Source organism: Mesorhizobium sp. P2_A8, from assembly GCF_056404935.1.
Map to the genome: position 1 here is coordinate 510,295 of NZ_JBFUDB010000001.1, position 25,755 is coordinate 536,049.

Below are 25,755 nucleotides of genomic sequence, written 5' to 3' on the forward strand. Positions count from 1 at the left end.
ACCGGCCTGGCGAAAATCCCTAACAGACTATTACCCAGCGACTCCAAACGTGTGCCGCCGCCATGGAACCGCCAGATACTTGCCGCATTTGTCGCCTTATTCGACACATAACGGCTGGGGTCTGTCAAAAACGGAGCCATCCCCCAAATATGAATACTACAAAACAGACCGCGCTTGTCGCGGTAACGATCGCTGCTGGCCTGATGGTCGGCGCTTCCGCCACTTCGGCAACCGCCGCCGGCCAGTGCGGCCGTGCCTCCTGGTACGCGCTGCATTCGAAGACCGCATCGGGCGAGCGCATGAATCCTTCGGCGATGACCGCCGCGCATCGCACCTTGCCTTTCGGCACCAAGCTCCGGGTGACCAACAAGAACAACGGCCGCAGCGTCATCGTGCGCATCAACGATCGTGGCCCGTTCATCAGGGGACGCGTGCTCGACCTGTCGAAGGGTGCCGCCGGCCAGCTCGGCTTCATCGGCTCCGGCCATACCTCCGTCTGCATGGCGCGCGTGTGACGCAGCTGTTGCCTGGACCATAATCTCTGGACAAAACGGTTTTCCGTTTGTCCGAGAAAACCGCAATCCACTTTTCGGGATCATGGTCGGAGTGTCCGGCCGGCCGGACACATTTCGTACACACTTCGCAACGCACAGTGAGCCGGCTGCGCCGTTCGGGCCGGATTTTCAAGGCTTTGGACGAAAGAAGCGTTGGTCACGCCAAGTGACGTATTGCATCGCAGCAATTAGTTGTTAACCTCCCCGCGAGATATCAAAGGCATGGCGCTGCTCGTCGTCCCTTCGGTCGCATGCAGCAGCGGGGTTCTCGATGTTCTACCAGCTCTATGAAATGAACCATGCCGCCGTGCAGCCCGCGCGCCTCTATGCCGATGCGGTCCGCCTGTTCTACACCAATCCGCTCAATCCGTTTTCCCATACGCCCTGGGGCCGTTCGATCGCGGCGACCGCCGAACTGTTCGAGCGCACCACGCGCCGCTACGGCAAGCCGACATTCGGCCTCACCAAGACGGTGATCGACTGGAAGAGCGTCGAAGTCGCCGAGAAGACGGTGTGGTCGCGGCCGTTCTGCAATCTCGTCCGCTTCGAACGCGCCGTGCCTGCCGGGCGCCGGCCGGATCCGAAGCTGTTGATCGTGGCGCCGATGTCGGGCCACTACGCGACGCTGCTGCGCGGCACCGTCGAAGCGATGCTGCCCTATGCCGACGTGCACATCACCGACTGGGTCGATGCCCGCATGGTTCCGCTCGCCGACGGCAGCTTCGATCTCGACGACTACATCGATTACATCATCGACATCCTGCACACGCTGGGCCCCGATACGCATGTGATGGCGGTATGCCAGCCTTCGGTGCCGGTGCTGGCCGCCGTGGCGCTGATGGAAACGCGCGGCGACCCCTTCGTGCCCTCGACGATGACCTTGATGGGCGGACCGATCGACACCCGCCGCAACCCGACCGCGGTCAATCTGCTGGCCGAGGAAAAAGGCATCGACTGGTTCCGCGACAATGTCGTGATGCGGGCGCCCTGGCCGGTGCCGGGCTTCGGCCGCGAGGTTTATCCCGGCTTCCTGCAGCTGTCCGGCTTCATGAGCATGAACCTCGACCGCCACATCATCGCCCACAAGGAATTCTTCATGCACCTGGTGAAGCATGATGGCGACAACGCCGAGAAGCACCGCGATTTCTACGACGAATATCTGGCGGTGATGGATCTGACGGCCGAATTCTACCTGCAGACCGTCGACACCGTCTTCGTGCGCCATGCCTTGCCCAAGGGCGAGATGACGCATCGCGGCACCAGGATCGATCCGTCTGACATCCGCAACGTCGCCCTGTTCACGGTCGAAGGCGAGAACGACGACATTTCCGGCCTCGGCCAGACCAAGGCGGCGCATGATCTGTGCCCCAACATCCCCGCCGACAGGCATGCCCACTACATGCAGCCGGCGGTCGGCCATTACGGCGTGTTCAACGGCTCGCGCTTCCGCTCCGAAATCGTGCCGCGCATCGTCGACTTCATCACCAGCTATGGCCGCCAGGACCGGGTGGCGGTGAAGCCGAGGCTGGTCCGCAGCGCCAAGCGATAGTGCATGTCGTCCAAAAGTGCGCAGCGGTTTTTGGACAACGACATGCATAGGGACAAAAGCTAAAACCGTGCCAACGCGACCCAGCAGCGACAATCCGGGCCAATTGGCCGGTAAAATGTGGCCGACGGGCCGATTCTGTTGCACAAGTGCCGCTGTCCTACCCCTCGGGTAACCATGCTATCAATCCGACCGCCGTCGTAATTGACACGGACTGTAAATCCCCCTTAACCTTTCGTTAATAACAAAGGGCGAGCGGGGACAATGATTTCCTCACCAATGGCGCGAAGGCTGCGCGCGTATGTGGCGGCCGGGCTGACAGTAACGGGAGGCTGGGTGGCACCGGCTTTGGCGGCCGGAGCGATGGCGACCGGGGGCCTCACCTCACAGCCGATCGGCCACTATGATTTCTGCAAGCTCCATCCGGGCGAATGCTCGATCCGCCCCGCCAATCTCGCGCCGGCCGCGATGACCGACGGGCTGATGCGCAAGCTGATCAACGTCACCGCCAGGGTCAATGCCGCCGTCAAGCCGATGAGCGACATGGAAATCTACGGCAAGGACGAAGTCTGGGCCTATCCCGACAAGGGCGTCGGTGACTGCGAGGACTACGTGCTGGAGAAGCGGCGCCAGCTTTCGCGCATGGGCATATCGCTTGCCGACCTTCTGATAACGGTCGTGCGCAAGCCGGACGGCGAGGGCCACGCGGTGCTGACGGTGCGCACCGACGACGGCGACTATGTGCTCGATAATCTGAACGACAAGGTCAAGGCGTGGGACCAGACCGGCTACCGCTTCCTCAAGCGGCAGGCGATCGACAACACCGGCCGCTGGGTCTCGATCCGTGGTGGCCAACAGGTCCTGGTCGGCTCGGTCCAGTAGCCGTAGGCAAACAGAGCGACTTCGCGAAGGGTCGGCGATCCTCCGCGCTGTCCCGCCGGCGTCTTGCTACTGGCTTAGCGCCGCGCGCATCATGCCAACCTCCGACAAATCTCGCATTTCTCCGTGAACCATTTCCTCCCGGCCGACGACACATGGCCGTAGACGGAAACCAACCATGGAGACTTCAAATGACTGCACTTTTGCGTAATGCACTGCTTGCCGCCGTCGCGGTGTCTGGAATGGCCGGATCGGCCTTCGCCGACCAGACCATAAGCTGCGCCAAGACGTTGACCAACGATTTGTGGAGCGGGCGCTGTTGCAGTGCCGGCGACTCGAACTGTCTGGGCGGTGGAAACAACGGCAACGACCATGGCGACAAGGGCGGCCGTGGAAATAATGGCGCTGCCGGCAAAAAATGATCTCATCACTGCTGAACGCCGGCGGGCCCTTCAGGTGAAGCGAACGCCGGCGCGCGCGCGGGAAACTCGCGCCCCTGGCGGACCCGCCAGGTTACGCCTGGCGACCCAGTGCCGCGCGGATCGACGCGGTGATGCGGCGCAGTTCCGCCTCGTCGAGTTTTTCGATGTTCTCGGCCAGCAGATTTGCGAGCTCGGTGGCGGCGGGACTGAGGCCCGACGTGTCGAGCTTCACGCGCGGGTGCGAAGCTTCGGCCAGCCGCGCCAGTTCCTCGGCGTCATCCCAGATGACGTTGAAATAACCGATGATCTTCTGAATCAGCGTCCAGGTCGGCGCACCGCGCCTTCCATGCTCCAGCGCCGACAGATAGGCGGCGCTGACGCCGATCGCCGCCGCCATGTCCTTCTGGCTGACGCCGCGCTCGCTTCGCAGCGTCCGCAGCTTCTCGCCGAACGGGGTCATGCGCCCATCCTCATGCGCGCAGCCTGCGCAACCGGATATAGAGCGCGCCCGAACCACCATGGTTGCGGGCGGCATGGTCGTGGCTGGAGACCAGCGGCCGAAAGGCAGGCGTCGACAGCCAGGCGGGCACGGCCCGCCGCAGCACCCCGTCGCCGCCCGAGGACGAGCCCTTGCCGGTGATGACCAGCACATAGCGGATGCCGCCGGCATGCGCCCGGTGCAGGAACGAGAACAGCAGCGAATAGGCCTCGTCCTGGGTCAGGCCGTGCAGATCGACGCGGCCCTCGATCGGCAGCCGGCCCTTCGACAGTTTGTCCAGCGTTGGTTCGTCGAGCGCATGGGCGACATGCTGCGCCTTCGGCTTTGCCGCGCCTGGCTGATTGGCCACGGGCTGGGCCGGCTGCGACGGCGTTGGCCTGGCCTCGGCAGGAATGTCGGGAATATCGACGGCGATCCTGCCCTTGAGCGGCTTGGCGGTGCGCGCCACCAGGTTCCACAGCACCCGGTCGTCTTCGCTAAGCTTATCCGGGCGCCGGGTCATCGATTCGCATCCGGAACGAGCGCGCGCGGGATCAACGCATAAAAATCCGCCGCATGACGCACCACGCCGGCGATCTCGCCGGCCGCATCGCCCGAGCCGGCGAAGAGATCGCCGCGCGCCGGTCCGGTGATGGCCGAGCCGGTGTCCTGCGCGATCATCAGGCGGCGGAACGGTTTTGCGTCGAAAGCCGTCAAGGATGGCGCATCGATATGGAACGGCGTACCGAATGTGTGCAGCAGGCGGTCGACGGCGATGGAGCGGCCCGGTGTCAGCGGCACCTTGGCGGCGGCGATCGGGCCAAGGGCCGCGTCCTCGACATCAGCCTCGCGGAAGAAGATGTAGGAGCGGTTCTGCCAAAGGATCTCGTCGATACGATCAGGGTGCGCCTTGAACCAGGCGCGGATCGACTGCATCGTCACCTTTTCCAGCGGAATTTCGCCAATCTCGCTGAGAATCTTGCCAGGCCCGGTAAAGCGCTGGCCGGATTTGGCGGCATAGGTGACGCGGCGAAGCCGGCCATCGGTCATGGCGAGCCGTGCCGCACCCTGCACGTGAATGAAGAAGGCATCGACCTTCTCGGCCAGCCAGGCGATTTCCAGGCCCTTGCCGTCAAGCGCGCCGCGCTCGATCTCGCCCCGGTCGGGATATTCGACCGGTCCATCCGGCGTCTGGCGGGCAAAGGCGAGGTAGGGATCCATGCCGCGCGGCCGGTTGGCGTCATCGATATCGACGAGATCGACCGGGCGCGACAGCAGTGGCACCGAAAAGCGGTCCGTTCGTATCGGTGATGCCTCGACCTCGGGCTCATAGAAGCCGGTGACGAGGCCGGCGCCGCCATGCTCGGCGCGGATGTGCACGGGCGTGAAATGGCGCTCGAAGAAGGCGCGGGCCTGCGACCGATTCGCCGGCGAAACAAAGCGCGCCTCGGCATAGGCCTCGGCAAAAGCGTCGAAGTCGACGCCGAGCGAACCGCTGCGATAGGGCTTGGTCAGGACATGAAAGGCGGAACGGCGAAAGGCCGCGAAGGCCGCCAGATGGTCATCGTCGCCCCAGCCGGGGAGATCGGCAAAAGACCTGGCGACAAAGAGAGGCGATAGCGACACCGGAGCCTCGCGGCTTGTGCCGGGTTCAGTCTTCTTCCTCGGTGGCGACGAGCTTCCAGTTCGGATCGCGCGAGCGTGTGTCGCGGGCGAAGGTCCAGACATCCTTGACCTCGGCCACGGTTTCGGGGTCGCCGTCGATGACGGCGCCGGCCTTGTCGCGGGTCGCCGAAATCAACTCGCTGATGATGCGCAGCGTGACATGCGCCTCGCCGCCCTTCATCTCGGCCGAGACGATGTCGGCCTTGTCGATACCGACGAAAGAGGACTGGATCTTTTCCGCCTTGGCCTCGCGTTCGCCGATCGCGGCGACAAAGCCGTCAAAGACTTCGCGTGACAACAGGTTCTTCAGCGTTTTGCGATCGCCGTCGGCATAGGCCATGACGATCATCTCATAAGCCATCTTGGCGCCGTCGACGAAGCCCTTCGGCTCGAAGGACGGATCATTGTCCTTGATCGTGCGCAGACCCTTGTTGAGGTCGGTGTCGGGCTTGGCGAAGGCGTCGATCGCCGCATAGGTGTCGGCCGCCGGCTCGCCCGGCAACCGCTTGCGCGGCAGCGACACGACATTCTCGGATTTCTGGGCGGCATCCTTGTCGCCGCTGCGGGCCGCCGTATAGGGGTCGAAGGGCGGCCGTTCGCTGCCGGTGCGACGGCCCAGTACATTACGCAGCTGGAAAAAGATGACCACCGCCGCAATCAGGAAGAAAATCGTGCCGAAGTCGAAGAATCCCATATCTTCCGCCAATCAATCCCTGCCCCGTGGCCAGACCGCCGGCCCCAAAGGCCACGGTCGCATAGCGTTCAACATTCAAAGCATATAGAACGCAAGGCGCAATCATTCAAATCAAAGGCAGGCATACCTATCTAACAGCCTCAGTGCCAGCGGCGATTGCTCGCCGGCGGCCAAAACATCGAAACGGCCAAACGATCGAGAGGGTTGGCAAGACTTGCGCATTTCGTTCCTTCCGCTTTTTGTCCTCGCGCTTCCGCTGCTGGAAATCGCCGGCTTCGTGGTTGTCGGGCGCCAGGTCGGCGCGCTGGCGACTGTCGGCCTGGTGCTGGCGTCGAGCATCGCCGGCGCGCTGCTGCTCCGACACCAGGGGTTCAGCGTCATGACGCGGATCCGGGCCGAGATGGACGCCGGCCGCGATCCGAGCCGCCAGCTCGCGCATGGCGCGATGATCGTGCTGGCGGCGATCCTTTTGATCATCCCCGGCTTCATCACCGACATTATCGGCCTGCTGCTGCTCCTGCCGCCGATCCGGGATCTCGCCTGGCGGGCCTTGAAGGGCCGCGTCGTGCTGGCCACCAATTTCAGCACCGGCGGCTTCCGCGGCCGGCAGCGCGACAAGACCATCGACCTCGACGATGGCGACTATTCGCGCAGCGACGACTATGCGCGCGGCCCGGACCACAACTCTCCCTGGCGACGCCTCAAGGACGAGTAGGCAGCGTCTGGCCTGCTTCGCCCGAAGCAAGGCGGCAAACCTTGTCTTGTCATGCCGACCATGGTAGCGAACGCCCGATTTCAATTCGGTCAGCGATGCTGCCCAGGCAAGAGGACGAAGGCTTATGGCCAGCAAAGATGACGCGCCGGTCGGCGCGGCCAACGGAAACGGCAACACCGCGGCGCAGCCGTCGCTCAACGTGCTGGCCCAGTATGTGAAGGACCTGTCCTTCGAAAGCCCCGGCGCGCCGAATTCGCTGCGCGGCCGCGACAAGGCCCCCGGCATCGCCATCAACGTCAATGTCAACGCCAACCCGCTCTCCGACAAGCAGTTCGACGTCAACCTGACGCTGAACGCCAAGGCCTCCTTCGACCAGGAAGTGCTGTTCAATGTCGAGCTGGTCTATGGCGGCGTGTTCGCGATCGCCGGCTTCCCGCAGGAACACATGCTGCCGATCCTGTTCATCGAATGCCCGCGCCTGCTGTTCCCCTTCGCCAGGCAGATCATCGCCGAGGCGACGCGCAATGGCGGCTTCCCGCCGCTGATGCTCGACCCGATCGATTTCGCGCAAATGTTCCAGCAGAAGCTGGCCGAAGACCAGGCCGCGTCCAACGTCAAGGTGAGCTGAGGCCTGCTGTCTCGGTAGCGTTTGAAAAGCCCGGCCTCGCGCCGGGTTTTTTGTTTTGAGAAGAGTGTGGCAAATTTCTGAACGCAGGCCTGTCACCGGTTCCCAAATTTCGTCATTTGCGATTGGCAGCAGACCCCCAACGCCTCCGTCATCCTCCATCGATCTCGGCCGCCGTAGCCGAAGCAATTATCGAACTCCTCCGACGCCGGGATCGTCGATGGACCTACCCGTGAGGAAGAAAAGTGGCATTTGGCCCTTACCCTTCACGTTGACCGTTCCACGCTCCTCGAACGTGTAGCTTGCTCCTAAGACGCGCTTCACTTCTGGGGTAATTTGAATACGCCCGGGTACACCGGAGGATTCCATCCGAGCCGCTACATTTATCGTATCACCCCAAACATCGTAGAAAGGCTTGCGACGGCCTATGACACCTGCGACAGCAGGCCCGGAGTGGAATCCGATGCGAACTGCGACTTCCTCACCGAATTCGACGGTCAGGCGCCCTGCCACATTGATCATGTCCAGAGCCATGTTCGCGACCGAGTTTGTGTGCCCCTCAGCAGGAATCGGCATTCCTCCGGCCACCATGTAAGCGTCGCCAATCGTTTTGATTTTTTCCAGGCCGTGCTTTTCTGCCAACAGGTCGAATTCCCCAAAAATGCGCTCAAGGAATGCCACAAGTTCCTCTGGTCGCTTGCGCGCTGCGCTTGATGTGAAACCGACAACATCTGCGAAAAGAACGGTCACCGAATCGAACTTGTCCGCAATGACGCTGTCAGGACGCTCCTTGAGGCGCGTTGCTATGGGATTTGGCAGGAGGTTCTGCAGGAGAAGCTCAGACCGAGCGTATTCTCGCTGCAGGGACGCTTCGGCCGACTCCGCCAGGCGGAAGGCAACGAACGTTGTGCAGGCCAAAACTGCCTCAAGGGCGAACATCGACAAGATGAAGACGCTATCGTCAAATCCAATATCTAGCGACTCGGAAAACGGATTGCGTATTTGCGGAAGCCAAGGGCGCCCGGTGAACACCAGCGTCGGTAGTGTGAATTCAAGCACCAAGAACGTCGAAATAGCAATAAATGTAAACGCTGCAACAAGTATCGGCCGCCGGGTACCCAGTAGCAGCGGTAGAATCGGTCCGGCGGAAATTAGAAAGAAATGTGCTCCGGAATCCCTCCCAGACAGCAGCGCCAACAGCACCACAATCACGAACATGAAAGCCAACAGAAGGTAAGCTGCAACGGCGTTTGAGAAGCCGTTTGTGAGTGGCACCGACAGAAATAACAAACTGGCGACAAGATTTATCGCTAGGAACCTGTCGTGATGAACGGCTCCTGCAACCATATTGAAGCCGCAGAAAAACAGACAGATGGAAGCCGCTCCCAACGCAACCACGTTTACCACATAAACGCGCCGGCCCGATGCCACCCCATCATGCGGAATCCCTCGGCGTAGCACCGCTTGGAGGACCACATTTAACCGCATGCCCAATCGACGGATGTGAGTTTTCATCGGCCGCCCAATCCGCACAAGCGCTCAGAGTGGCACCCTAACGGAAATTTCGCCTCCTATTCCATTGCTTTGCCTCCGAGGGATCGACGGGAGCGGCTCTGCCCGACCGATACATGTACTCCACGTTCCAGCCCGCGGATGTGTTGCCATTCTTTGCCGCTTGTCGGTACCAGGCAATCGCCTGATCATCGTTTGGCGAAGTACCAAGCCCGGTTTCGTACATCCAACCCAGTTCATTCTGGGCAAATGGCAGACCCTGATCGGCAGCCAATTGCATCAGACGAAATGCCTCGTCTGCGTTTTGTCGGACGCCGCGGCCTTCAAGGTGAGCGAAACTTAGTTCAACCAGCGCCCAGGGAAGACGCTGGTCTGCCGCAGCGCGAAGCCAAGTTGTCGCTTTGGCTTCATCAGCGCTAACGCCGCGGCCATTCAGATACGCATCCCAAAGGTTCAACTGCGCAGCCGGCTGGCCTTGGGTTGCGGCCTTGAGGAACCAATTCACCGCACGGGCTTCATCGCGAGCGACGCCTAAACCTTCATAGTAGAGCCATCCAATATCATTCTCAGCCACTGCGTTCCCAGCGTCTGCAAGCGGCTCCAGCATTCTCATTGCCGCTGCATAATCTGCGCGCGCGATTGCGTCTTCAGCGTCATCTATGATGGAAGCGTGCGCGAACGACGAAACGCCGATCAATACAGCCGCAATGATTTCTCGCCGCCAGCTCATGAATGGTAGTCCTTTGACGCGGGACAACCTGGGCGCAAACTTATGGCATAGCTAATACAAGTTCGATCATGATCTCGCTCTAGGTGGTCGGTCAAGGCGCAAATGCGACTCAAGGCTTGGTCGAGGCGACGGCCGGTCCGAAGCGCAGTGTCAGCGGCGCGCGGGGTGTCCGCGCGAGTTCAGGGACGCGCTCATGACTGCGAGCCAGAAGAAGGCGGCATCATCTATATCGGTGTCACCAACGATCTCGGCTGCCGCATGCCAGAAACAAATCCGGCAAGGATTCGGGTTCTACCCGTCGCTATGGCGTCCAGGAGGCAACCTTCAGCCACAGCGCCTTTTCGCCGAGCGTGGCGACCATCCCGGCATGCGCGTCGCGCTCGGCGGCGGTCAGGCGCGGCGGCAAGGGCGCCGGGCGCTGGCTGATGGTGATTTCGATCTGGCGGACATTCTCATTGCCCTGGGCCGGCGCTGTCGCGCTGTCGAGGATGAGAGCCGCCTGCTTGCCGCCGATCAGCTCGATATAGACCTCGGCCAGCAATTCGGAATCGAGCAAGGCGCCGTGCTTGGTGCGCCTTGTGTTGTCGATGCCGTAGCGCCGGCAAAGCGCGTCGAGCGAATTGGGACCCATCGGGTGCTTGCGGCGCGCCAGCGCCAGCGTGTCGACAACACGGCCATTGTCGATGACCGGGTGACCCAGCCGGCCGAATTCGACATTGAGGAAGCCGACGTCGAACGTCGCGTTATGGGCGACCAGCTTGGCGCCGTCGATGAAGGTCAGCCACTCCTCGGCAATCTCGGCGAAGGTCGGCTTGCCCGCGAGGTCCGCCATGCTGATGCCGTGAACGGCCTGCGCTTCGGCGTGGATCGCCCGCCCTTGAGGGTTGATATAGTGGTGGAAGGTCTTGCCGGTCGGGAAACGGTTGACCAGTTCGATGCCGCCAAGCTCGATGACGCGGTCGTCGCGCGAATCGAGGCCGGTGGTTTCCGTATCGAAGATGATCTCGCGCATCGAATCAGTCCGCTCCAAGCGAGCAGAATCATGAGACTGGAACAAAATGGCAATGGGCAATGCTGACGGCCTGCCGTCAGGAGCCGGCCCTGCCCGACTTATCCCCGGAGAGTTCGGCAATGATCGCCGCGACGGCGGCGCGGGCGGCATCCATCCCCTGGCCGGTGTCGACGATGAAATCGGCCTGACGGCGCTTTTCCGCATCCGGCACCTGCTTGTCCAGGATCGACGCCAGCTTTTCTTGCGTCATGCCCGGCCGCGCCAGCACGCGCTGGCGCTGCACTTCGGCCGGCGCGGTGACGACGACGACCTTGTCGACGCGGTTGCGGCCGCCGGTCTCAAACAGAAGCGGGATATCGAGCACGGCAAGCGGCGCGCCGGCGGCCCGATTGCGCGCGAGGAAGGCATCGGCATCGGCACGCACCAGCGGGTGGATGATGGCCTCGAGCCGCTTCAGCGCGGCGGCGTCGGCGAGCACACGCTCGCCAAGCTTTGCGCGATCGACCACGCCGGAAACGGTCGTGCCGGGAAAGGCGGCCTCGACCAGGGGTGCGGCCTTGCCAGCATAGAGGCGATGCACCGCCTCGTCGGAATCATGAACCGGCACGCCGGCCTCGGCAAACATCCTTGCCGTGGTCGACTTGCCCATGCCGATCGAGCCGGTGAGGCCAAGCACGATCATGGTTTCGGCACCAGGTCGGCCACGATGAGCGCGCGCAGTTCGGTTGTTACCTGCGGCTTCACGCCGAACCAGCGCTCGAAGCCGGGCACGGCCTGGTTGAGCAGCATGCCAAGCCCGTCGACGGTTTTCAGCTTCCTTGCGCGGGCCGCGGCAAGCAGCGGCGTCTCCAGCGGCACATAGACGATGTCGGTGACGATGGCGTGGTCCGGCAGCAGCTCCGGATCGGCTGACAGGCCTTCATTGCCATGCATGCCGAGCGCCGTGGTGTTGACCAGCAGGCCGGCGTCGGCAAGCAATTCGCCGGTCTGCGCCATGCCATGTGCCGAAACGCCGGCGCCGAAACGATCGCGCAATTCCTGCGCCCGGGCCAGCGTCCGGTTGACGATGCGGATGTCGGCGACACCACGTTGCTTCAGCGCATGGATGACGGCGCGAGACGCGCCGCCGGCGCCAAGCACCACCGCCGGGCCGTTGCTTGCCCAGTCCGGCGCATGGTCATCGAGGTTGGCGGCAAAGCCGTGGCCGTCGGTGTTGCCGCCCCACAGGGCGCGATCCTCGAACCACAACGTGTTGACGGCGCCGATCTCGTCGGCCGCCTGATCGCGGCGGTCGACCAGCACGAAGGCGGCTTCCTTGTGCGGGATGGTGACATTGCCACCCTGATAGCCGTTCGCCTGCAACGTCGCCAGGAACTCGGCAAAGTCTTGCGGCTCGATGTCGATGGCCTGGTAGCTGCCATCGATGCCATATTTGGCCAGCCAGTGACCATGAATCTTCGGCGAGCGCGAATGCTTGATAGGATGGCCGGTGACGAAGGCCTTCTTTGTCGCGTCAGCCATCGATCGCTCCGAGATCACGAAGTTCGGCCAAAAGCGGCAGGAGCGGCAGGCCGACGATGGTGAAATGGTCGCCCTCGACCTTCTCGAACAGCTGGATGCCTTCGCCCTCGATCTGGTAGGCGCCGACGCTTGCCAGCGCCCTGGCGCCGACGCGGGCGAGATGGCGGCCGATGAAGGCTGGATCGAGCTTGCGCATGGTCATGCTGGCGATGCCGACATGCCGCCACAGCACCGCGCCATCGCGAACCAGCACGGCGGCGCTGTTGAGCTGATGGGTCTTGCCCGACAGCGCCAGCAGATGACGGCGCGCGCCTTCCATGTCTTCCGGTTTGTGGAACACCTCGTCGCCGAGCGACAGCGTCTGGTCGCAGCCAAGCACCAGGGCACCGGGCCGGCGCTCGCTCACCTCGGTGGCCTTGGCTTCGGCCAGCACAAGCGCGACGTCCTCCGGTGAAACACCGCTGTCCTGCAAAGGTGCCTCGAGCGCACGCTCGTCGACATCGGCCGCAACCGCCTCGACGTCGACACCGGCATTGACGAGCATCGCTTTGCGGAACGGACTGCCCGAAGCGAGGATGATTGTCTCGGTCATGATTTTTTCGCGCCTGACTTCCGGCACCGCCCAGGTCTGTTGAGATTCAGGTCAGGCCGGCATCGCCTGAATATCGCCACGCCTAGCGCGTCTTGCCACGCAGGGCAACGATCGCTGCCGCCGTTTCCTCGATCGAGCGGCGGCTGACATCGATCATCGGCCAGCCATGGCGCGTGCAGATCTGGCGGGCGTAGGCAAGCTCCTCGGTAATCGCGGCACGGTCGACATAGTCGCTCGCCTCGTAGGTGCTGCTGTTGCCGAGAATGCGGTTTTGCCGGACATGCGAGATGCGCTCGGCGGTCGCGATCAATCCGACGATCAGCGGCGTCTTGGCGTTGACCAGGCTTTCCGGCACCGGCACGCCGAGGACGATGGGAATGTTGGCGGTCTTGATGCCGCGATTGGCGAGATAGATGCTGGTCGGCGTCTTCGACGTGCGCGAGATGCCGATCAGCACGATATCGGCATCGTCCATGTTGGCCGGCAGCTGGCCGTCATCATGTTCCATGGTGAAGTTCAGCGCATCGATGCGGCGGAAATATTCGGCATCGAGGACATGCTGGGCGCCGACCCGGCGGCCGGCCGGCGTGCCGAGATAAGACTGGAACACGGTCAGCACCGGCTCGAGCACCGACACACAGGGCAGGCCCATGGTCGCGCAGCGCTCGTCGATGCCGCGCGCAAGCTTCTGGTCGACGACCGTATAGAGGATAATGCCGGGCTCCTCCTCGATGTCCTCGAACACCTTGGCCACCTGCTTTTCCGTGCGGATGAGCGGGTAGATGTGCTCGATGGCGCGCGCATCCTTGTATTGCGCGGAAGCCGCCCGGCCGGCGGCGAGCAGCGTTTCGCCGGTGGCGTCGGAAATCAGGTGCAGATGGAAGAAGCTCTGGGGTTTGTTCACAGGGGGTCACTCCAGGCTGTGGGCGGCTGTGGATAAAGCGGGATGGAAAAACGCGCCGGTCACAGGCGACTGTATCAGATGGCAGTTTGTCCACAATTCGTTGTGCTGTCAGCTTCGTCGGGCGGTTGGGGACAAGTCTGGGGATGGCTTCCTTTGACTATCATCTGTCCACAGGACGAGCTTTTTCCGGCATTTCCTAACGCCTTGACTCCAGTGACGGATTCCTGGCTTTCCCCAGAACCCTACAGTTTGGAAAGCGAAGCGCGCGACAATATGCTGGCTGGTGTTTTGCGGGGCAAAGCGGGACAGGTGACAACCACCACAACCAACAGACTCTTAGAATCAGAAGAATCTTAGATATAAGAATATTTGATTATAGAGAGGCTTGGAGAAGCGAGCGCTCGATGCCCCAGAACCGGATCATGCTGGACGTCCTGAAGGGCAAGGCGGTGTTCCCTCCTCCGCTCTGGATGATGCGTCAGGCCGGGCGCTACCTGCCGGAATATCGTGAGACACGCAGGCGCGCCGGTTCGTTCCTCGAGCTTTGCTACGATCCGGACCTTGCCGTCGAAGTGACGCTGCAGCCGATCGAGCGCTTCGGCTTCGATGCCTCGATCCTGTTTTCGGACATCCTCGTCGTTCCGCATGCGCTTGGCCGCGACGTACGCTTCGAAGAGGGCCGAGGACCTCTGCTGACGCCGATCACCGTGGCCGAGATTGCGGCTCTGGAAAGCAAAACGTTTCACGTGAATCTCGAACCGGTCTACGAAACGGTTCGGCGATTGCGAGCCAAACTGCCGGACGAGACGACGCTGATCGGCTTCTGCGGCGCGCCGTGGACGGTGGCGACCTATATGATCGCCGGCCACGGCACGCCCGACCAGGCGCCGGCGCGGCTGTTCGCCTATCGTGAACCAGCGGCCTTTCAACACTTGCTGAAAGTGCTTGCCGATCATTCGGCCGCCTATCTCATTCGCCAGATCGAGGCGGGGGCGGATGTGGTGCAGATATTCGATTCCTGGTCCGGCGTGCTCGATGATGCATCGTTCGATCTGTTCTGCGTTCAGCCGGTGGCCGAGATCGTTGGCCGGGTTCGGGCGGTTTATCCCGATGTTCCGATCATCGGTTTTCCGAAGGGGGCCGGTGCGCGCTACCGAACTTATCGCCAGAAGACCGGCGTAACGGCCCTGGGGATCGACTGGACGGTGCCCCTGATAGCGGCGAAGGATTTGCAGCGCTTGGGTGCGGTCCAGGGCAACCTCGATCCCTTGCGGCTCGTGGCTGGCGGCAAAGCGCTGTCCGATGGTGTCGAGGCGATCCTCGGGGCGCTCGGAGACGGGCCGCTGATCTTCAATCTCGGTCACGGCATCACGCCGGAGACGCCGATAGCCCATGTCGAGGCGATGGTGAAACTGGTGAGGAGCGCGACACGCTGATGGCTCAATCGAACAACACTGGCAACACGAACAGCACCGGCCAGGCGATGATGCGCATGACCATAGGCATAGGTGTCTTGATTGTGCTGACGGCGCTTTTGTATTTCGCCGCGCCCGACGGCTTTTATCCATGGGCGAAAGCGATCCACATCCTTGCCGTCATCTCGTGGATGGCCGGCATGCTCTATCTGCCGCGGTTGCTCGTCTATCACGCCGATGCCGAGAAGGGTTCGGTACAGTCCGAGACCTTCAAGGTGATGGAGCGGCGTCTGCTGCGTGGCATCATCAATCCGGCGATGATCGTGACCTGGGTTTTTGGTCTGTGGCTGGCCTGGAAAGGCTTTGGTTTCCAGGGCGGCTGGCTGCATGCCAAGATCGGGGCGGTGCTTTTACTGTCCGCCGTTCATGGCTATCTCGCCGGCGCGGTGCGCAAATTTGCCGAGGACCGCAACGAAAAACCGGCGAGGCACTGGCGGATCGTCAACGAGATCCCCACATTGCTGATGATCGCAATCGTGATCCTGGTTGTCGTCAAGCCGTTCTAGGTCTTTTGGGCCTTGTAAAACGCAGCTTGCTCTTTCATCCGACCGACGATAAAAGACGGGTCTTCCTTCCCGTCATGCGCCGCCCTTCGTTGCTTTCGGCCGCGCCCGGCATTTGTCGCATCCCGCCGATATTTTCCCAAAGCTTACCCAGACTCCATCTATTCAAGGTCCGTCTATGCAAGAAATGAAACTCGCCGAGTTCAAGAACAAAAAACCGCCAGAGCTGATCGCTTATGCCGAATCGCTCGAGGTCGAAAACGCCAGCGTCATGCGCAAGCAGGAGCTGATGTTCGCGATCCTGAAGAAGCTGGCCGCCCAGGACGTCGAGATCATCGGCGACGGTGTGGTCGAGGTGCTGCAGGACGGTTTTGGCTTCCTGCGTTCGGCCAACGCCAATTATCTGCCAGGTCCCGACGACATCTATATTTCGCCGTCGCAGATCAGGCGCTTTTCGCTGAAGACCGGGGATACGGTCGAAGGGCCGATCCGCAGCCCGAAAGAGGGCGAGCGCTATTTCGCGCTGCTCAAGGTCAACACGATCAATTTCGACGATCCCGAAAAGATCCGTCACAAGATCCACTTCGACAATCTGACACCGCTCTACCCGACCTCGCGGCTGAAGATGGAAATGGAGGTTCCGACCTCCAAGGACATCTCGGCCCGCGTCATCGACCTCGTGGCGCCCCTCGGCAAGGGCCAGCGCGCCTTGATCGTGGCGCAGCCGCGCACCGGCAAGACGGTGCTCTTGCAGAACATCGCCCATTCGATCACCACCAATCATCCCGAATGCTACCTGATCGTACTTCTGATCGACGAGCGGCCGGAAGAAGTCACCGACATGCAGCGCTCGGTGAAGGGCGAGGTCGTTTCCTCGACCTTCGACGAACCGGCGGTGCGCCACGTCCAGGTCGCCGAAATGGTCATCGAGAAGGCCAAGCGGCTGGTCGAACATGGCCGCGACGTCGTTATCCTGCTCGATTCGATCACCCGCCTCGGCCGTGCCTACAACACCGTGGTGCCGTCATCTGGCAAGGTGCTGACCGGCGGTGTCGACGCCAACGCCTTGCAGCGGCCGAAGCGCTTCTTCGGCGCCGCCCGCAACATTGAGGAAGGCGGGTCGCTGACCATCATCGCCACCGCGCTGATCGATACCGGAAGCCGCATGGACGAAGTCATCTTCGAAGAGTTCAAGGGCACCGGCAATTCGGAAATCGTGCTCGACCGCAAGGTTGCCGACAAGCGCATCTATCCGGCCATGGACATCCTGAAGTCCGGCACCCGCAAGGAAGACCTGCTGGTCGCCCGCCAGGACCTGCAGAAGATCTTCGTGCTGCGCCGCATCCTGGCGCCGATGGGAACCACCGACGCGATCGAGTTCCTGATCGACAAGCTCAAGCAGACCAAGACCAATGCCGACTTCTTCGATTCAATGAATACGTAAGGGTTGGCGGCGACCTCGCGAAAGCCGGCGCCGCCGCTCATTGCCCTGCCTGGCGTTCGTCGTTTGAAAAAGCCAAGCAGTTGGCTTTTCGTCCGCGACGCGGACCACTTCTCAACTCCCCGTATAGGGACGGGGAGAAAGAGGCTGGCCGCAACGCCGGCACCTTTCGTGCGAATATTGATGACAGCGTCCCTCGCCCCGTTTGCGGGGACAGGATGCCGGCAGGCAGGTGAGTGCAGCGCCAGCGCTTTGAAGCAAAGCGAAGCGGCCAGAGGCAGCCTGACTACCGCCGACGCAACAGACGCTCGAGTTCGTCAGGACCCATTACCACCGGCAAACACACCTGCCCCGTGCACAACCATGCACCCGGCCTGTCGGTTGGTGGCAAGATACCGCCGGGCAGCACGGGTCGATTCGCTTCCGAACCGACCGAAACGACGATATCGACCCGACGAGGGTCGGGGTTTCGATTCGCAACCGGAACAAGTCCGGGATTGGTGAGATCGTCTATCAGCACCAGCTTAAACGGCTCGATTGCCAGCGCGCAGGCGTTGACGATGCCAGCTTGGCCATAGGACTGCTGTGCGGCCCGGCCTGCAGCATGCTCGGCAACCTTCCAGGCTCTCTCCTGCAGATCGAGATCGCCAGTGATGGAAGCGAGCCGAACCAGCGCTTCGATGATCTGGCCGGTGGCGGAAGGAATGGCCTCGTCAACATCGCCCCGAATGCGGATCGGCACGTCGGTGCTGTCCGAAGCGGTCAGATAGTAGCCGGTCTTATCGGCGCCCGCGTGCCAATGGTCGAGCTGCTCGATGAACTGGCTGGCCTGTTCTGCGTAGCTCCAATCACCCGTGGCCTCGAATAGCGAGATCGCCGCGTTGGTCATGGCGGCGTAGTCGCTGGACAGCGCGGGGAACAATTTCCTGGCGCCGAGCATCGAATGCGGCAAACGGTTGTCGCGGCTGGCGGCGCTGATATGGGCGAAGGCCTTTGCCGCGGCGTCGACCCAGTCCCGCCGCGCCAGCGACCGGCCAGCCTCGGCCAGGGCTGCAATCATCAGGCCGTTCCAGTCGGTGAGGGTCTTTGCGTCGAGGCCGGGCCTGACCCGCTTTTCCCGGACGGCGAGGAGTTTGGCCTTGAGCGGAACGAGTTGGTCGCGATTGACCACACCCTGTGCTTGCTGGAAACGGGTTTGATGGACGACCGGCTTGCCCTCCCAGCCGTGCGGGCTGGATAGCGTGAAGTGTTTGAAAAACAAGGTGGAATCGTCGCCGAGCGCGGCTTCGATCTCTTCCCTGCTCCAGGTGTAGAACAGCCCCTCCTCGCCATCGCTGTCGGCGTCGAGGCTGGCGGCAAAGCCGCCGCCGTCAACACGCATTTCGCGTAGCAGCCAGTCGACCGTCTCTTCGATTCGTACCCGGAACAACTCATCGCCGCTGGCGACATAGGCCCAGTTGCAGAAGCGGACGAGCTGGGCGTTGTCGTAGAGCATCTTCTCGAAATGCGGCACCAGCCATTCGGCATCCGTCGAGTAGCGGCTGAGCCCGCCGCCAATATGGTCGTAGATGCCGCCGCTCAACATCCGGTCGAGGCTGAGCAGGACATCGTCGCGATGCGTCGCGTTGCCGTCGCGCAGCCAGGACAGCCAAAGCGTCAGCATGAACGGCGCATTGGGGAATTTCGGCGCCCCGCGCAGGCCGCCGAGATCGCGATCGATCATGCCGTCGATGCCCCTGGCGAGGTTTTCCAGCGTGTCGCGGTCAAGCACTGTTGCCGGATGCGCACCGGCGAGCCGCGCCTCGACATGCGTGGTCAGGCCGTCGGCGCTCTGGTTCAGGCTCGCCCGCTTCTCCTGCCACGCCTTGTCGATCGCCTGCATCACCTGGATGAAACCCGGGCGGCCATAGCGAGGCTCGCGTGGGAAGTAGGTGCCACCCCAGAACGGCTTGCCGTCCGGCGTCAGGAACATGGTCAGCGGCCAGCCGCCTTGCTCGCCCATCGACGACAAAGCCGCCATGTAGATCTGGTCGATGTCGGGCCGCTCCTCGCGGTCGACCTTGATATTGACGAACAGACGGTTCATGACGGCGGCGACGTCGTCGTTCTCGAAGCTTTCGTGCGCCATGACATGGCACCAGTGGCAGGCGGCATAGCCGACCGAGAGCAGGATCGGTCGGTCCAGAGCCTTCGCCTCTTTAAGCGAAGCCGGCGACCAGGCCCGCCAATGGACGGGATTGCCGCTGTGCTGCTGCAGATAGGGGCTGGCTTCTTCAGCAAGCAGGTTTTGTGGTGGCAACGTCACGATCAGGCTACCCGGCAATCATTGAACGGGAAGCTAGGGCGGTTCAACAGAGCGGGCAAATGATTTCAAGGGATTCGATCGTTGCATTGTCGAGCGGCCGCCTGCCGGCTGGCGTTGCCGTCATCCGAATTTCCGGCCCCCAGACTCGATTCGCAGTCGAAACGATTGCCGGCGGCATGGTTAAGGACCGGGCGGCGGTTCTGCGCAAGTTCCGAGCACCCGATGGCACCGTGCTCGACAACGGTCTGGCGGTCTTTTTTCCTGGTCCCGCAAGTTTTACGGGTGAGGATGTGGCGGAATTCCACGTTCATGGCGGCCGCGCCGTGGTGGCAAGGATGCTGGAGACGATCACACGTATCGACGGTATCAGGCATGCCGAACCCGGTGAATTCACGCGCCGCGCCTTCCTCAACGGCAAGTTCGATCTGGTGGAGACCGAGGCGTTGGCGGATCTCGTCAATGCCGAGACCGAGGCGCAGCGGCGCTTTGCGGTCCAGAATGCTGAAGGCGTGCAGAGCGAACTCTATCTCGGTTGGCGCCGCCAGCTGATCCATGCCCGAGCCATGATCGAGGCCGAGATCGATTTTGCCGACGAGGACGATGTGCCAGGTTCCGTTTCGGATACGGTCTGGTCTGACGTTCGGGCTATGATCGGTGAGATCGACCAGCACATGGCCGGATTTCGCGCCGCCGAGATCATCCGCGATGGGTTTGAGGTCGTCATTCTCGGCGCGCCCAATGCCGGCAAGTCGAGTCTGTTCAACGCCTTGGCGCGGCGCGATGCTGCTATTGTAACGGATGAGCCCGGCACCACCCGTGACCTGCTCGAGGTGGTGCTGGATCTCGATGGGCTGCGCGTCCGCCTGACCGACACTGCCGGACTGCGCGATGCGGCCGGGAAGGTCGAGGCGATCGGCATCGAGAAGGCAAGGGCCAAGGCCGATCGCGCCGACCTCTTGCTGTCGTTACAGGACGTTGCGGATCCAAAGACTGTTGGTTCGATGCCGGCGGGGATACCAGCTTTGCGCGTCGGCACCAAGCTCGACCTGTTGGACAGGCAGGCGGTTCGCGATGTGGGCAAGCGCTACGATCACACCATCTCGGTTGTGGACGGGACGGGTGTGGAGACATTGCTGGCGGAAATCGGCCAGCGCGCCGCGAGCGCTGCCGGCAGCACCGGCGATATTCTTCCGTCACGCCTGCGCCATGTCGAATTGCTCGGCGAAGCAAACCGCCATCTGCGCCGAGCCGTTGACGACCGGGCTATCGGGCAGGAACTGCGCGCAGAGGAGCTGCGCCTCGCGGCAGATCGGCTCGGCCGGATCGTCGGAGCCATCGATGTCGAGGACATGCTGGACGTCATCTTCGCGCAGTTCTGCATTGGGAAATGACTCACGTGAAACAATCACAGCCCGTTCAGAGATGGGCGGGATGACTCACGTGAAACGTAGTGGCAGATGCTGGCGCCGCCCCACAATGCCCTGTCGGGCATTTCTTCGCGCATGGTGGTGCGGACTGTCGCCTGCCGCGCAGTGCCCGTCTCCCCTCCACTATATGGGTAGAGGATGCCGGCAGGCAGGTGCGGACACGCTGACCACTAATGGATCCCCCTTGCGCTGATCAGGTGGAACATGGCTGCAAGGCCTCGCTACCTGTTTCACGTGAAACGACTCGCGGAGTTTTCTTGACAGCATCGCCTTGCGGGGACATGTGTCGCTCAATCTTTTGAGTCCAGGACGTTTGGAAATGACCGATCACTTTGATGTGGTTGTGGTGGGCGGCGGCCACGCTGGTTGCGAGGCGGCCAGTGCAGCCGCACGCGCCGGTGCTAGAACCGCCCTGGTGACGCTGCGCTTCGACACGATCGGCGTGATGTCGTGCAATCCGGCCATCGGCGGGCTCGGCAAAGGCCATCTGGTTCGTGAGATCGATGCCATGGACGGGTTGATGGGCCGGGTGGCGGACGCCGCGGGCATCCAGTTCCGCCTGCTCAACCGCCGCAAGGGGCCGGCGGTGCGCGGCCCGCGCACGCAGGCTGACCGAAAGCTCTATCGCCTTGCCATGCAAGAAGCGATTCGGCTCCAGAACGATCTCGCCGTGGTCGAGGGCGAAGTGCTCGACTTCGAAATCGACGACGGGCAGATCGCCGCTGTTCTCCTGGCCGACGGCAGGCGGCTGGCCTGCGGCGCCGTGGTTCTGACGACCGGGACATTCCTGCGCGGGCTCATCCACATCGGTGACAAGAAGATCGTCGCCGGCCGCATGAACGAGCAGGCCAGCCTCGGCCTGTCGGCAACAATGGACCGTGCCGGCTTCAAGCTCGGCAGGCTGAAGACGGGCACGCCGCCAAGGCTGGATGGGAAAACCATCGATTGGGCGTCGCTGGAAAGCCAGGCGGCGGATGAGGATCCGGTGCCGTTCTCGCTGATGACCGATCGCATCACCACACCACAAATCGAGTGCGGCATCACGCGCACAACAACGGCGACGCATGATCTGATCCGCGCCAATCTCAGCCGGTCGGCCATGTATTCCGGTTCGATCGAGGGCGTCGGGCCTCGTTATTGCCCATCGATCGAGGACAAGATCGTCAAGTTCGGTGACAGGGACGGGCACCAGATTTTTCTCGAGCCGGAAGGGCTCGACGACGATACGGTCTATCCCAACGGGATCTCCACCTCGCTGCCGCAGGATGTGCAGCTCGAGATTCTCAAAACCATCCCCGGGCTTGAGCGCGCCGTCATGCTGCAGCCGGGCTATGCCATTGAATATGATCATGTCGATCCGCGCGAATTGCATCAGACGCTTGAGACGAAACGGGTTGGCGGTCTCTTCCTCGCCGGGCAGATCAACGGCACCACCGGATATGAAGAGGCGGCCGGGCAGGGCCTGCTCGCCGGCTTGAACGCCGCGCGGCGTTCGGCGGGGGACGAGCAAATCGTGCTCAGCCGCACTGAAGCCTATATCGGTGTCATGGTCGACGATCTGACCAGCCGCGGCATTGCCGAGCCCTACCGGATGTTTACCTCGCGGGCCGAATTCCGGTTGTCGCTGCGCGCCGACAATGCGGATGAGCGGCTGACGCCTTTGGCGGGGAAGCTCGGGATCGCTTCGGCGCAGCGGATGCAGCGCTATGGCGACATGATGCGGCAGCTCGACGAAGCGCGCCAGTTGGCGGTGTCGCTGAGCTTGACCCCCAACGAAGCGGCGCGGCATGGGCTGGAGATCAACCGGGATGGCGTGCGCCGCTCCGGCTATGAGTTGCTGGCCTATCCCGGTGTCGATGTCGCCTGGCTGGCTCGTGTCGAGCCAAGATTTGGGGACATCGACGCCAAGACGGCGGAGCGGCTCGAAACGGAAGCGAAATATTCGGTCTATCTCGATCGTCAGAAGACGGATGTGGCGCAGATCCGGCTTGAGGAAAGCCGACTGATCCCCGAGACGGTCGATTTTGCCGGCGTGCCGGGCCTCTCCAACGAGCTCAAGCAGAAGATGCAGGCGCGGCGGCCGCGTTCGATCGCCGATGCCCAACGCATGGAAGGCATGACGCCGGCGGCGCTGGCGATCATCGTCGCGCATGTCCGCCATGCCGAGAGTGCGCAACGAACTGACCAAAGGGATGTTGCGTGAGTTCTTTTTCATGGGAGAGCCTGCAGGACGCGGCAGGCCCGGTTTCACGTGAAACATTCGATCGACTGGTGGCGTTCGAGCAGATGTTCCAGAAATGGAATCGCAGCATCAATCTGGTTGCGCACTCGACGTCCGGTGATGTCTGGCAGCGTCACATATTGGACAGCGCGCAACTCGGGCGCATCGAGCCCACGGCCATACGCTGGGTCGACATAGGCTCGGGTGGCGGATTTCCCGGACTTGTCATGGCCTTCCTGCTTGCCGAGCGCGAGGGCGCCAGCATCGACCTGGTTGAAAGCAATCGCAAAAAGGCGTCGTTCCTGCAGACCGTCATCGGTCAGTTCAGCCTGCCGGCGCGGGTGGTGGCGCGCCGCATCGAAGACAGCCATGCGCTTGTTTCGACGCCACAAATCGTCACGGCGCGCGCTTTGGCCACGCTTTCGACCTTGCTGGATCTGTCGGCGCCATGGCTGAAGTCAGGCGCGCGCGGCCTGTTCCACAAAGGCCGGGATTACCGCGCGGAAGTGCAAGAAAGCGTTCACCGATGGGCCTTCGATCTGGTAGAACATCCAAGTGTGACCGACCCGCATGGGGTCATCCTTGAACTGTCGAACGTGCGACCCGTTTGACTTGCGTTTGGCGATCCACGAGATGAATGCCTGGCATAGACCCATGATGAAGAATGGCCCCCGAATCATCACCGTAGCCAACCAGAAGGGCGGCGTCGGCAAGACGACCACCGCCATCAATCTGGCTACCGCGCTGGCGGCAATCGGTGAAAAGGTGCTGATCGTCGACCTAGATCCGCAAGGCAATGCGAGCACCGGCCTCGGCATCGATCGCAAGGATCGGACGGTCTCGTCCTACGACGTGCTGACCGGCGAACTGGATCTCGAAGCCGCCGCGATCCCGACGGCTGTGCCTGGCCTATCGATCGTGCCGTCGACGCTCGATCTGCTCGGCATCGAGATGGAGATCGCCTCGGCGCCGGACCGGGTGCTGCGGCTGCGCAACGCCTTGCGCGCCTCGGCCGAACGCTCGGCCGGCTTCGGCTATGTGCTGATCGATTGCCCGCCGTCGCTCAACCTGCTGACGTTGAATTCGATGGCTGCCGCCGATTCGGTGCTGGTGCCGCTGCAATGCGAGTTCTTCGCTCTCGAAGGCCTCAGCCAGTTGCTCGAAACCGTCGAGCAGGTGCGCCGTTCGATCAATCCGGACCTGACCATCCAGGGCATCGTGCTGACCATGTATGACGGCCGCAACAATCTCGCCAACCAGGTGGTGCAGGACGTGCGCGCGCATATGGGCGACAAGGTCTACGAGACCATCATTCCGCGCAATGTGCGAGTGTCCGAGGCGCCATCCTACGGCAAGCCGGCGATCCTCTACGATCTCAAATGCTCGGGCAGCCAGGCCTATCTGCAGTTGGCGTCGGAAGTGATCCGCCGCGAGCGCAAATTGCGCGCCGCTTGATTAGCTGACATGCATAATTAATAGCCGATTCGATACCGAAACGATCTGGAATAGCCAACTGGAAGTGTTATGAGCGAAGACCTTTCGAGAAAAAGACTGGGCCGTGGGCTGGCGGCGCTGATCGGTGAGATCGATCGTCCGGCCGCACCCGAAAAACCTGGTATGAGCGGCGACGGCAAGGTGCCGATCGAGTTCCTGACCCCTAATCCGAAAAATCCGCGCCGGCATTTCGGCGAGGCCGAGCTGACCGATCTTGCCCAGTCCATCCGCGAGCATGGCGTGGTGCAGCCGGTGGTGGCGCGGCCTTCGCCGACGCTGGCTGGCCGCTACGAGATCATCGCCGGCGAGCGGCGCTGGCGAGCGGCGCAGCGCGCCGGGCTGACCGAGATCCCGGTCATCGTCCGCGAGGTCAACGACCGCACCGCGCTCGAACTGGCGATCATCGAGAACGTCCAGCGCACCGACCTCAATGCGGTCGAGGAAGCGCTTGGCTATCAGCAACTGATCGACGATCACGGCTACACCCAGGCCGACCTCGGCCAGGTGATCGGCAAGAGCCGCAGCCATGTCGCCAACACGCTGCGGCTGCTGAAGCTGCCGGATGTGATCCGCGATATGCTGGTCGATGGCGCGCTGTCGGCGGGCCATGCCCGTACGCTGGTGACGGCGGAGGATCCGGCCGGCCTTGCCAAGCGCATCGTCAAGGAAGGGCTTTCGGTGCGCCAGGCCGAGGCGCTGGCGCAGATGCCGGCCGGCCCTACCCCAGCCAAGCCGAAGCAAGCGCAAAGTACGCCGGAAAAGGATACCGATACGCTAGCGCTGGAAAGGCTGATGACCAACACCATCGGTATGATCGTGTCGATCGATCACAAGGCCAAGGGCGGTGAACTTCGTGTCGCGTATCGGTCGCTGGAGCAGCTCGACGAGCTGTGTCGACGGCTGAAGCAGGAGCGGTAGTTAGCCGACGAAGTGCTCTGACTTGAAAGCTTGCTTGGCCAGTCAGACTTGAGGCCTCGCGCCGTCCTCCCTTCCCTTCTCCCCTTGTGGGAGAAGGTGTCGCCGAAGCGACGGATGAGGGG

General features: G+C 62.4%; 27 protein-coding genes. 15 read left to right on the plus strand and 12 right to left on the minus strand.

Annotation, left to right across the window (positions count from 1 at the left end; genetic code table 11):
• Positions 1-149: 149 nt before the first annotated feature.
• The 4 genes from AC1D10_RS02495 (at position 150) to AC1D10_RS02510 (ending at position 3,401) form a co-directional block, all read left to right on the plus strand.
• The gene (locus AC1D10_RS02495; protein ID WP_477268753.1) at positions 150-515 is read left to right on the plus strand and encodes a septal ring lytic transglycosylase RlpA family protein; all 366 of its coding nucleotides are present in this window, start codon (positions 150-152) and stop codon (positions 513-515) included.
• A gap of 310 nt (positions 516-825) precedes the next feature.
• Positions 826-2,103, plus strand: a complete 1,278-nt coding sequence (locus AC1D10_RS02500) for a polyhydroxyalkanoate depolymerase (RefSeq protein ID WP_477268754.1) — start codon at positions 826-828, stop codon at positions 2,101-2,103.
• A gap of 261 nt (positions 2,104-2,364) precedes the next feature.
• The gene (locus AC1D10_RS02505) at positions 2,365-2,982 is read left to right on the plus strand and encodes a transglutaminase-like cysteine peptidase (protein ID WP_477268755.1); all 618 of its coding nucleotides are present in this window, start codon (positions 2,365-2,367) and stop codon (positions 2,980-2,982) included.
• A 188-nt stretch (positions 2,983-3,170) separates the two neighbouring features.
• Entirely contained in the window at positions 3,171-3,401 is a 231-nt protein-coding gene (locus AC1D10_RS02510; protein WP_477268756.1) for a hypothetical protein, read from the plus strand.
• Between the two features lie 91 nt (positions 3,402-3,492).
• On the opposite strand, the gene AC1D10_RS02515 is transcribed toward AC1D10_RS02510, so the two are convergent.
• From AC1D10_RS02515 to AC1D10_RS02530, 4 genes are read right to left on the minus strand one after another with little or no spacing between them, the layout of a single operon-like run.
• A complete protein-coding gene (locus AC1D10_RS02515; RefSeq protein ID WP_379094280.1) occupies positions 3,493-3,861 on the minus strand; it encodes a helix-turn-helix domain-containing protein in 369 nt (122 codons plus the stop codon).
• Between the two features lie 10 nt (positions 3,862-3,871).
• Entirely contained in the window at positions 3,872-4,402 is a 531-nt protein-coding gene (locus tag AC1D10_RS02520) for a Smr/MutS family protein (RefSeq protein WP_477268757.1), read from the minus strand.
• Entirely contained in the window at positions 4,399-5,505 is a 1,107-nt protein-coding gene (gene mltA / locus AC1D10_RS02525; RefSeq protein ID WP_477268758.1) for a murein transglycosylase A, read from the minus strand. The genes AC1D10_RS02520 and mltA overlap by 4 nt, the downstream gene beginning before the upstream one ends.
• A gap of 25 nt (positions 5,506-5,530) precedes the next feature.
• The gene (locus AC1D10_RS02530; RefSeq protein WP_379094286.1) at positions 5,531-6,238 is read right to left on the minus strand and encodes a Tim44/TimA family putative adaptor protein; all 708 of its coding nucleotides are present in this window, start codon (positions 6,236-6,238) and stop codon (positions 5,531-5,533) included.
• Between the two features lie 214 nt (positions 6,239-6,452).
• Here AC1D10_RS02530 and AC1D10_RS02535 point away from each other — a divergent pair, with 214 nt between their 5' ends.
• Both AC1D10_RS02535 and secB read left to right on the plus strand, forming a co-directional pair.
• The gene (locus tag AC1D10_RS02535; RefSeq protein WP_477268759.1) at positions 6,453-6,953 is read left to right on the plus strand and encodes an FxsA family protein; all 501 of its coding nucleotides are present in this window, start codon (positions 6,453-6,455) and stop codon (positions 6,951-6,953) included.
• Positions 6,954-7,077: 124 nt separating this feature from the next.
• Complete coding sequence (gene secB, locus AC1D10_RS02540; RefSeq protein WP_379094290.1) at positions 7,078-7,581, plus strand: protein-export chaperone SecB; 504 nt, start codon at positions 7,078-7,080, stop codon at positions 7,579-7,581.
• 186 nt (positions 7,582-7,767) lie between these two features.
• On the opposite strand, the gene AC1D10_RS02545 is transcribed toward secB, so the two are convergent.
• The 7 genes from AC1D10_RS02545 to AC1D10_RS02575 all read right to left on the minus strand — a co-directional run bounded on the left by AC1D10_RS02545 (position 7,768) and on the right by AC1D10_RS02575 (position 13,849).
• Complete coding sequence (locus AC1D10_RS02545) at positions 7,768-9,093, minus strand: adenylate/guanylate cyclase domain-containing protein (protein ID WP_477268760.1); 1,326 nt, start codon at positions 9,091-9,093, stop codon at positions 7,768-7,770.
• 37 nt (positions 9,094-9,130) lie between these two features.
• Positions 9,131-9,820, minus strand: a complete 690-nt coding sequence (locus tag AC1D10_RS02550; protein WP_477268761.1) for a tetratricopeptide repeat protein — start codon at positions 9,818-9,820, stop codon at positions 9,131-9,133.
• A gap of 301 nt (positions 9,821-10,121) precedes the next feature.
• Positions 10,122-10,832, minus strand: coding sequence for a DNA polymerase III subunit epsilon (gene dnaQ / locus AC1D10_RS02555; protein ID WP_477268762.1), 711 nt, complete (start codon positions 10,830-10,832; stop codon positions 10,122-10,124).
• 76 nt (positions 10,833-10,908) lie between these two features.
• Positions 10,909-11,514 (minus strand): dephospho-CoA kinase, encoded by a 606-nt coding sequence (coaE, locus tag AC1D10_RS02560; protein ID WP_477268763.1) that lies wholly within the window; start codon positions 11,512-11,514, stop codon positions 10,909-10,911.
• Entirely contained in the window at positions 11,511-12,353 is an 843-nt protein-coding gene (locus AC1D10_RS02565; RefSeq protein ID WP_477268764.1) for a shikimate dehydrogenase, read from the minus strand. The genes coaE and AC1D10_RS02565 overlap by 4 nt, the downstream gene beginning before the upstream one ends.
• On the minus strand, positions 12,346-12,945 hold the full coding sequence (locus AC1D10_RS02570) for a Maf-like protein (protein WP_477268765.1): 600 nt from the start codon (positions 12,943-12,945) through the stop codon (positions 12,346-12,348). The genes AC1D10_RS02565 and AC1D10_RS02570 overlap by 8 nt, the downstream gene beginning before the upstream one ends.
• Before the next feature lie 82 nt (positions 12,946-13,027).
• Positions 13,028-13,849 carry a pyruvate, water dikinase regulatory protein gene (locus AC1D10_RS02575; protein WP_477268766.1) on the minus strand — a complete coding sequence of 274 codons (822 nt, stop codon included), beginning with the start codon at positions 13,847-13,849 and terminating at the stop codon, positions 13,028-13,030.
• Positions 13,850-13,891: 42 nt separating this feature from the next.
• Here AC1D10_RS02575 and AC1D10_RS02580 point away from each other — a divergent pair, with 42 nt between their 5' ends.
• The 4 genes from AC1D10_RS02580 to rho all read left to right on the plus strand — a co-directional run bounded on the left by AC1D10_RS02580 (position 13,892) and on the right by rho (position 17,271).
• Positions 13,892-14,206: a hypothetical protein gene (locus AC1D10_RS02580; RefSeq protein ID WP_477268767.1), complete on the plus strand. Its 315-nt coding sequence runs from the start codon at positions 13,892-13,894 to the stop codon at positions 14,204-14,206.
• Between the two features lie 47 nt (positions 14,207-14,253).
• Positions 14,254-15,285: a uroporphyrinogen decarboxylase gene (gene hemE / locus AC1D10_RS02585; protein WP_477268768.1), complete on the plus strand. Its 1,032-nt coding sequence runs from the start codon at positions 14,254-14,256 to the stop codon at positions 15,283-15,285.
• Positions 15,285-15,830, plus strand: coding sequence for a protoporphyrinogen oxidase HemJ (gene hemJ / locus AC1D10_RS02590; protein ID WP_477268769.1), 546 nt, complete (start codon positions 15,285-15,287; stop codon positions 15,828-15,830). The genes hemE and hemJ overlap by 1 nt, the downstream gene beginning before the upstream one ends.
• Before the next feature lie 175 nt (positions 15,831-16,005).
• Complete coding sequence (rho, locus tag AC1D10_RS02595) at positions 16,006-17,271, plus strand: transcription termination factor Rho (protein ID WP_109663581.1); 1,266 nt, start codon at positions 16,006-16,008, stop codon at positions 17,269-17,271.
• A gap of 283 nt (positions 17,272-17,554) precedes the next feature.
• Here the strand turns inward: rho and AC1D10_RS02600 are convergent, their stop codons facing one another.
• Entirely contained in the window at positions 17,555-19,573 is a 2,019-nt protein-coding gene (locus AC1D10_RS02600; RefSeq protein ID WP_477268770.1) for a thioredoxin domain-containing protein, read from the minus strand.
• Between the two features lie 59 nt (positions 19,574-19,632).
• Here AC1D10_RS02600 and mnmE point away from each other — a divergent pair, with 59 nt between their 5' ends.
• The 5 genes from mnmE (at position 19,633) to AC1D10_RS02625 (ending at position 25,633) form a co-directional block, all read left to right on the plus strand.
• Positions 19,633-20,964 carry a tRNA uridine-5-carboxymethylaminomethyl(34) synthesis GTPase MnmE gene (mnmE, locus tag AC1D10_RS02605; RefSeq protein ID WP_477268771.1) on the plus strand — a complete coding sequence of 444 codons (1,332 nt, stop codon included), beginning with the start codon at positions 19,633-19,635 and terminating at the stop codon, positions 20,962-20,964.
• Between the two features lie 355 nt (positions 20,965-21,319).
• Positions 21,320-23,203, plus strand: coding sequence for a tRNA uridine-5-carboxymethylaminomethyl(34) synthesis enzyme MnmG (gene mnmG / locus AC1D10_RS02610; RefSeq protein ID WP_477268772.1), 1,884 nt, complete (start codon positions 21,320-21,322; stop codon positions 23,201-23,203).
• Positions 23,200-23,832 carry a 16S rRNA (guanine(527)-N(7))-methyltransferase RsmG gene (gene rsmG, locus AC1D10_RS02615; protein ID WP_477268773.1) on the plus strand — a complete coding sequence of 211 codons (633 nt, stop codon included), beginning with the start codon at positions 23,200-23,202 and terminating at the stop codon, positions 23,830-23,832. Before mnmG ends, rsmG begins: the two co-directional genes overlap by 4 nt.
• Before the next feature lie 43 nt (positions 23,833-23,875).
• Positions 23,876-24,676, plus strand: a complete 801-nt coding sequence (locus AC1D10_RS02620) for a ParA family protein (RefSeq protein WP_184873318.1) — start codon at positions 23,876-23,878, stop codon at positions 24,674-24,676.
• Positions 24,677-24,745: 69 nt separating this feature from the next.
• Positions 24,746-25,633, plus strand: coding sequence for a ParB/RepB/Spo0J family partition protein (locus AC1D10_RS02625; protein ID WP_477268774.1), 888 nt, complete (start codon positions 24,746-24,748; stop codon positions 25,631-25,633).
• The last annotated feature ends 122 nt before the right edge of the window (positions 25,634-25,755 follow it).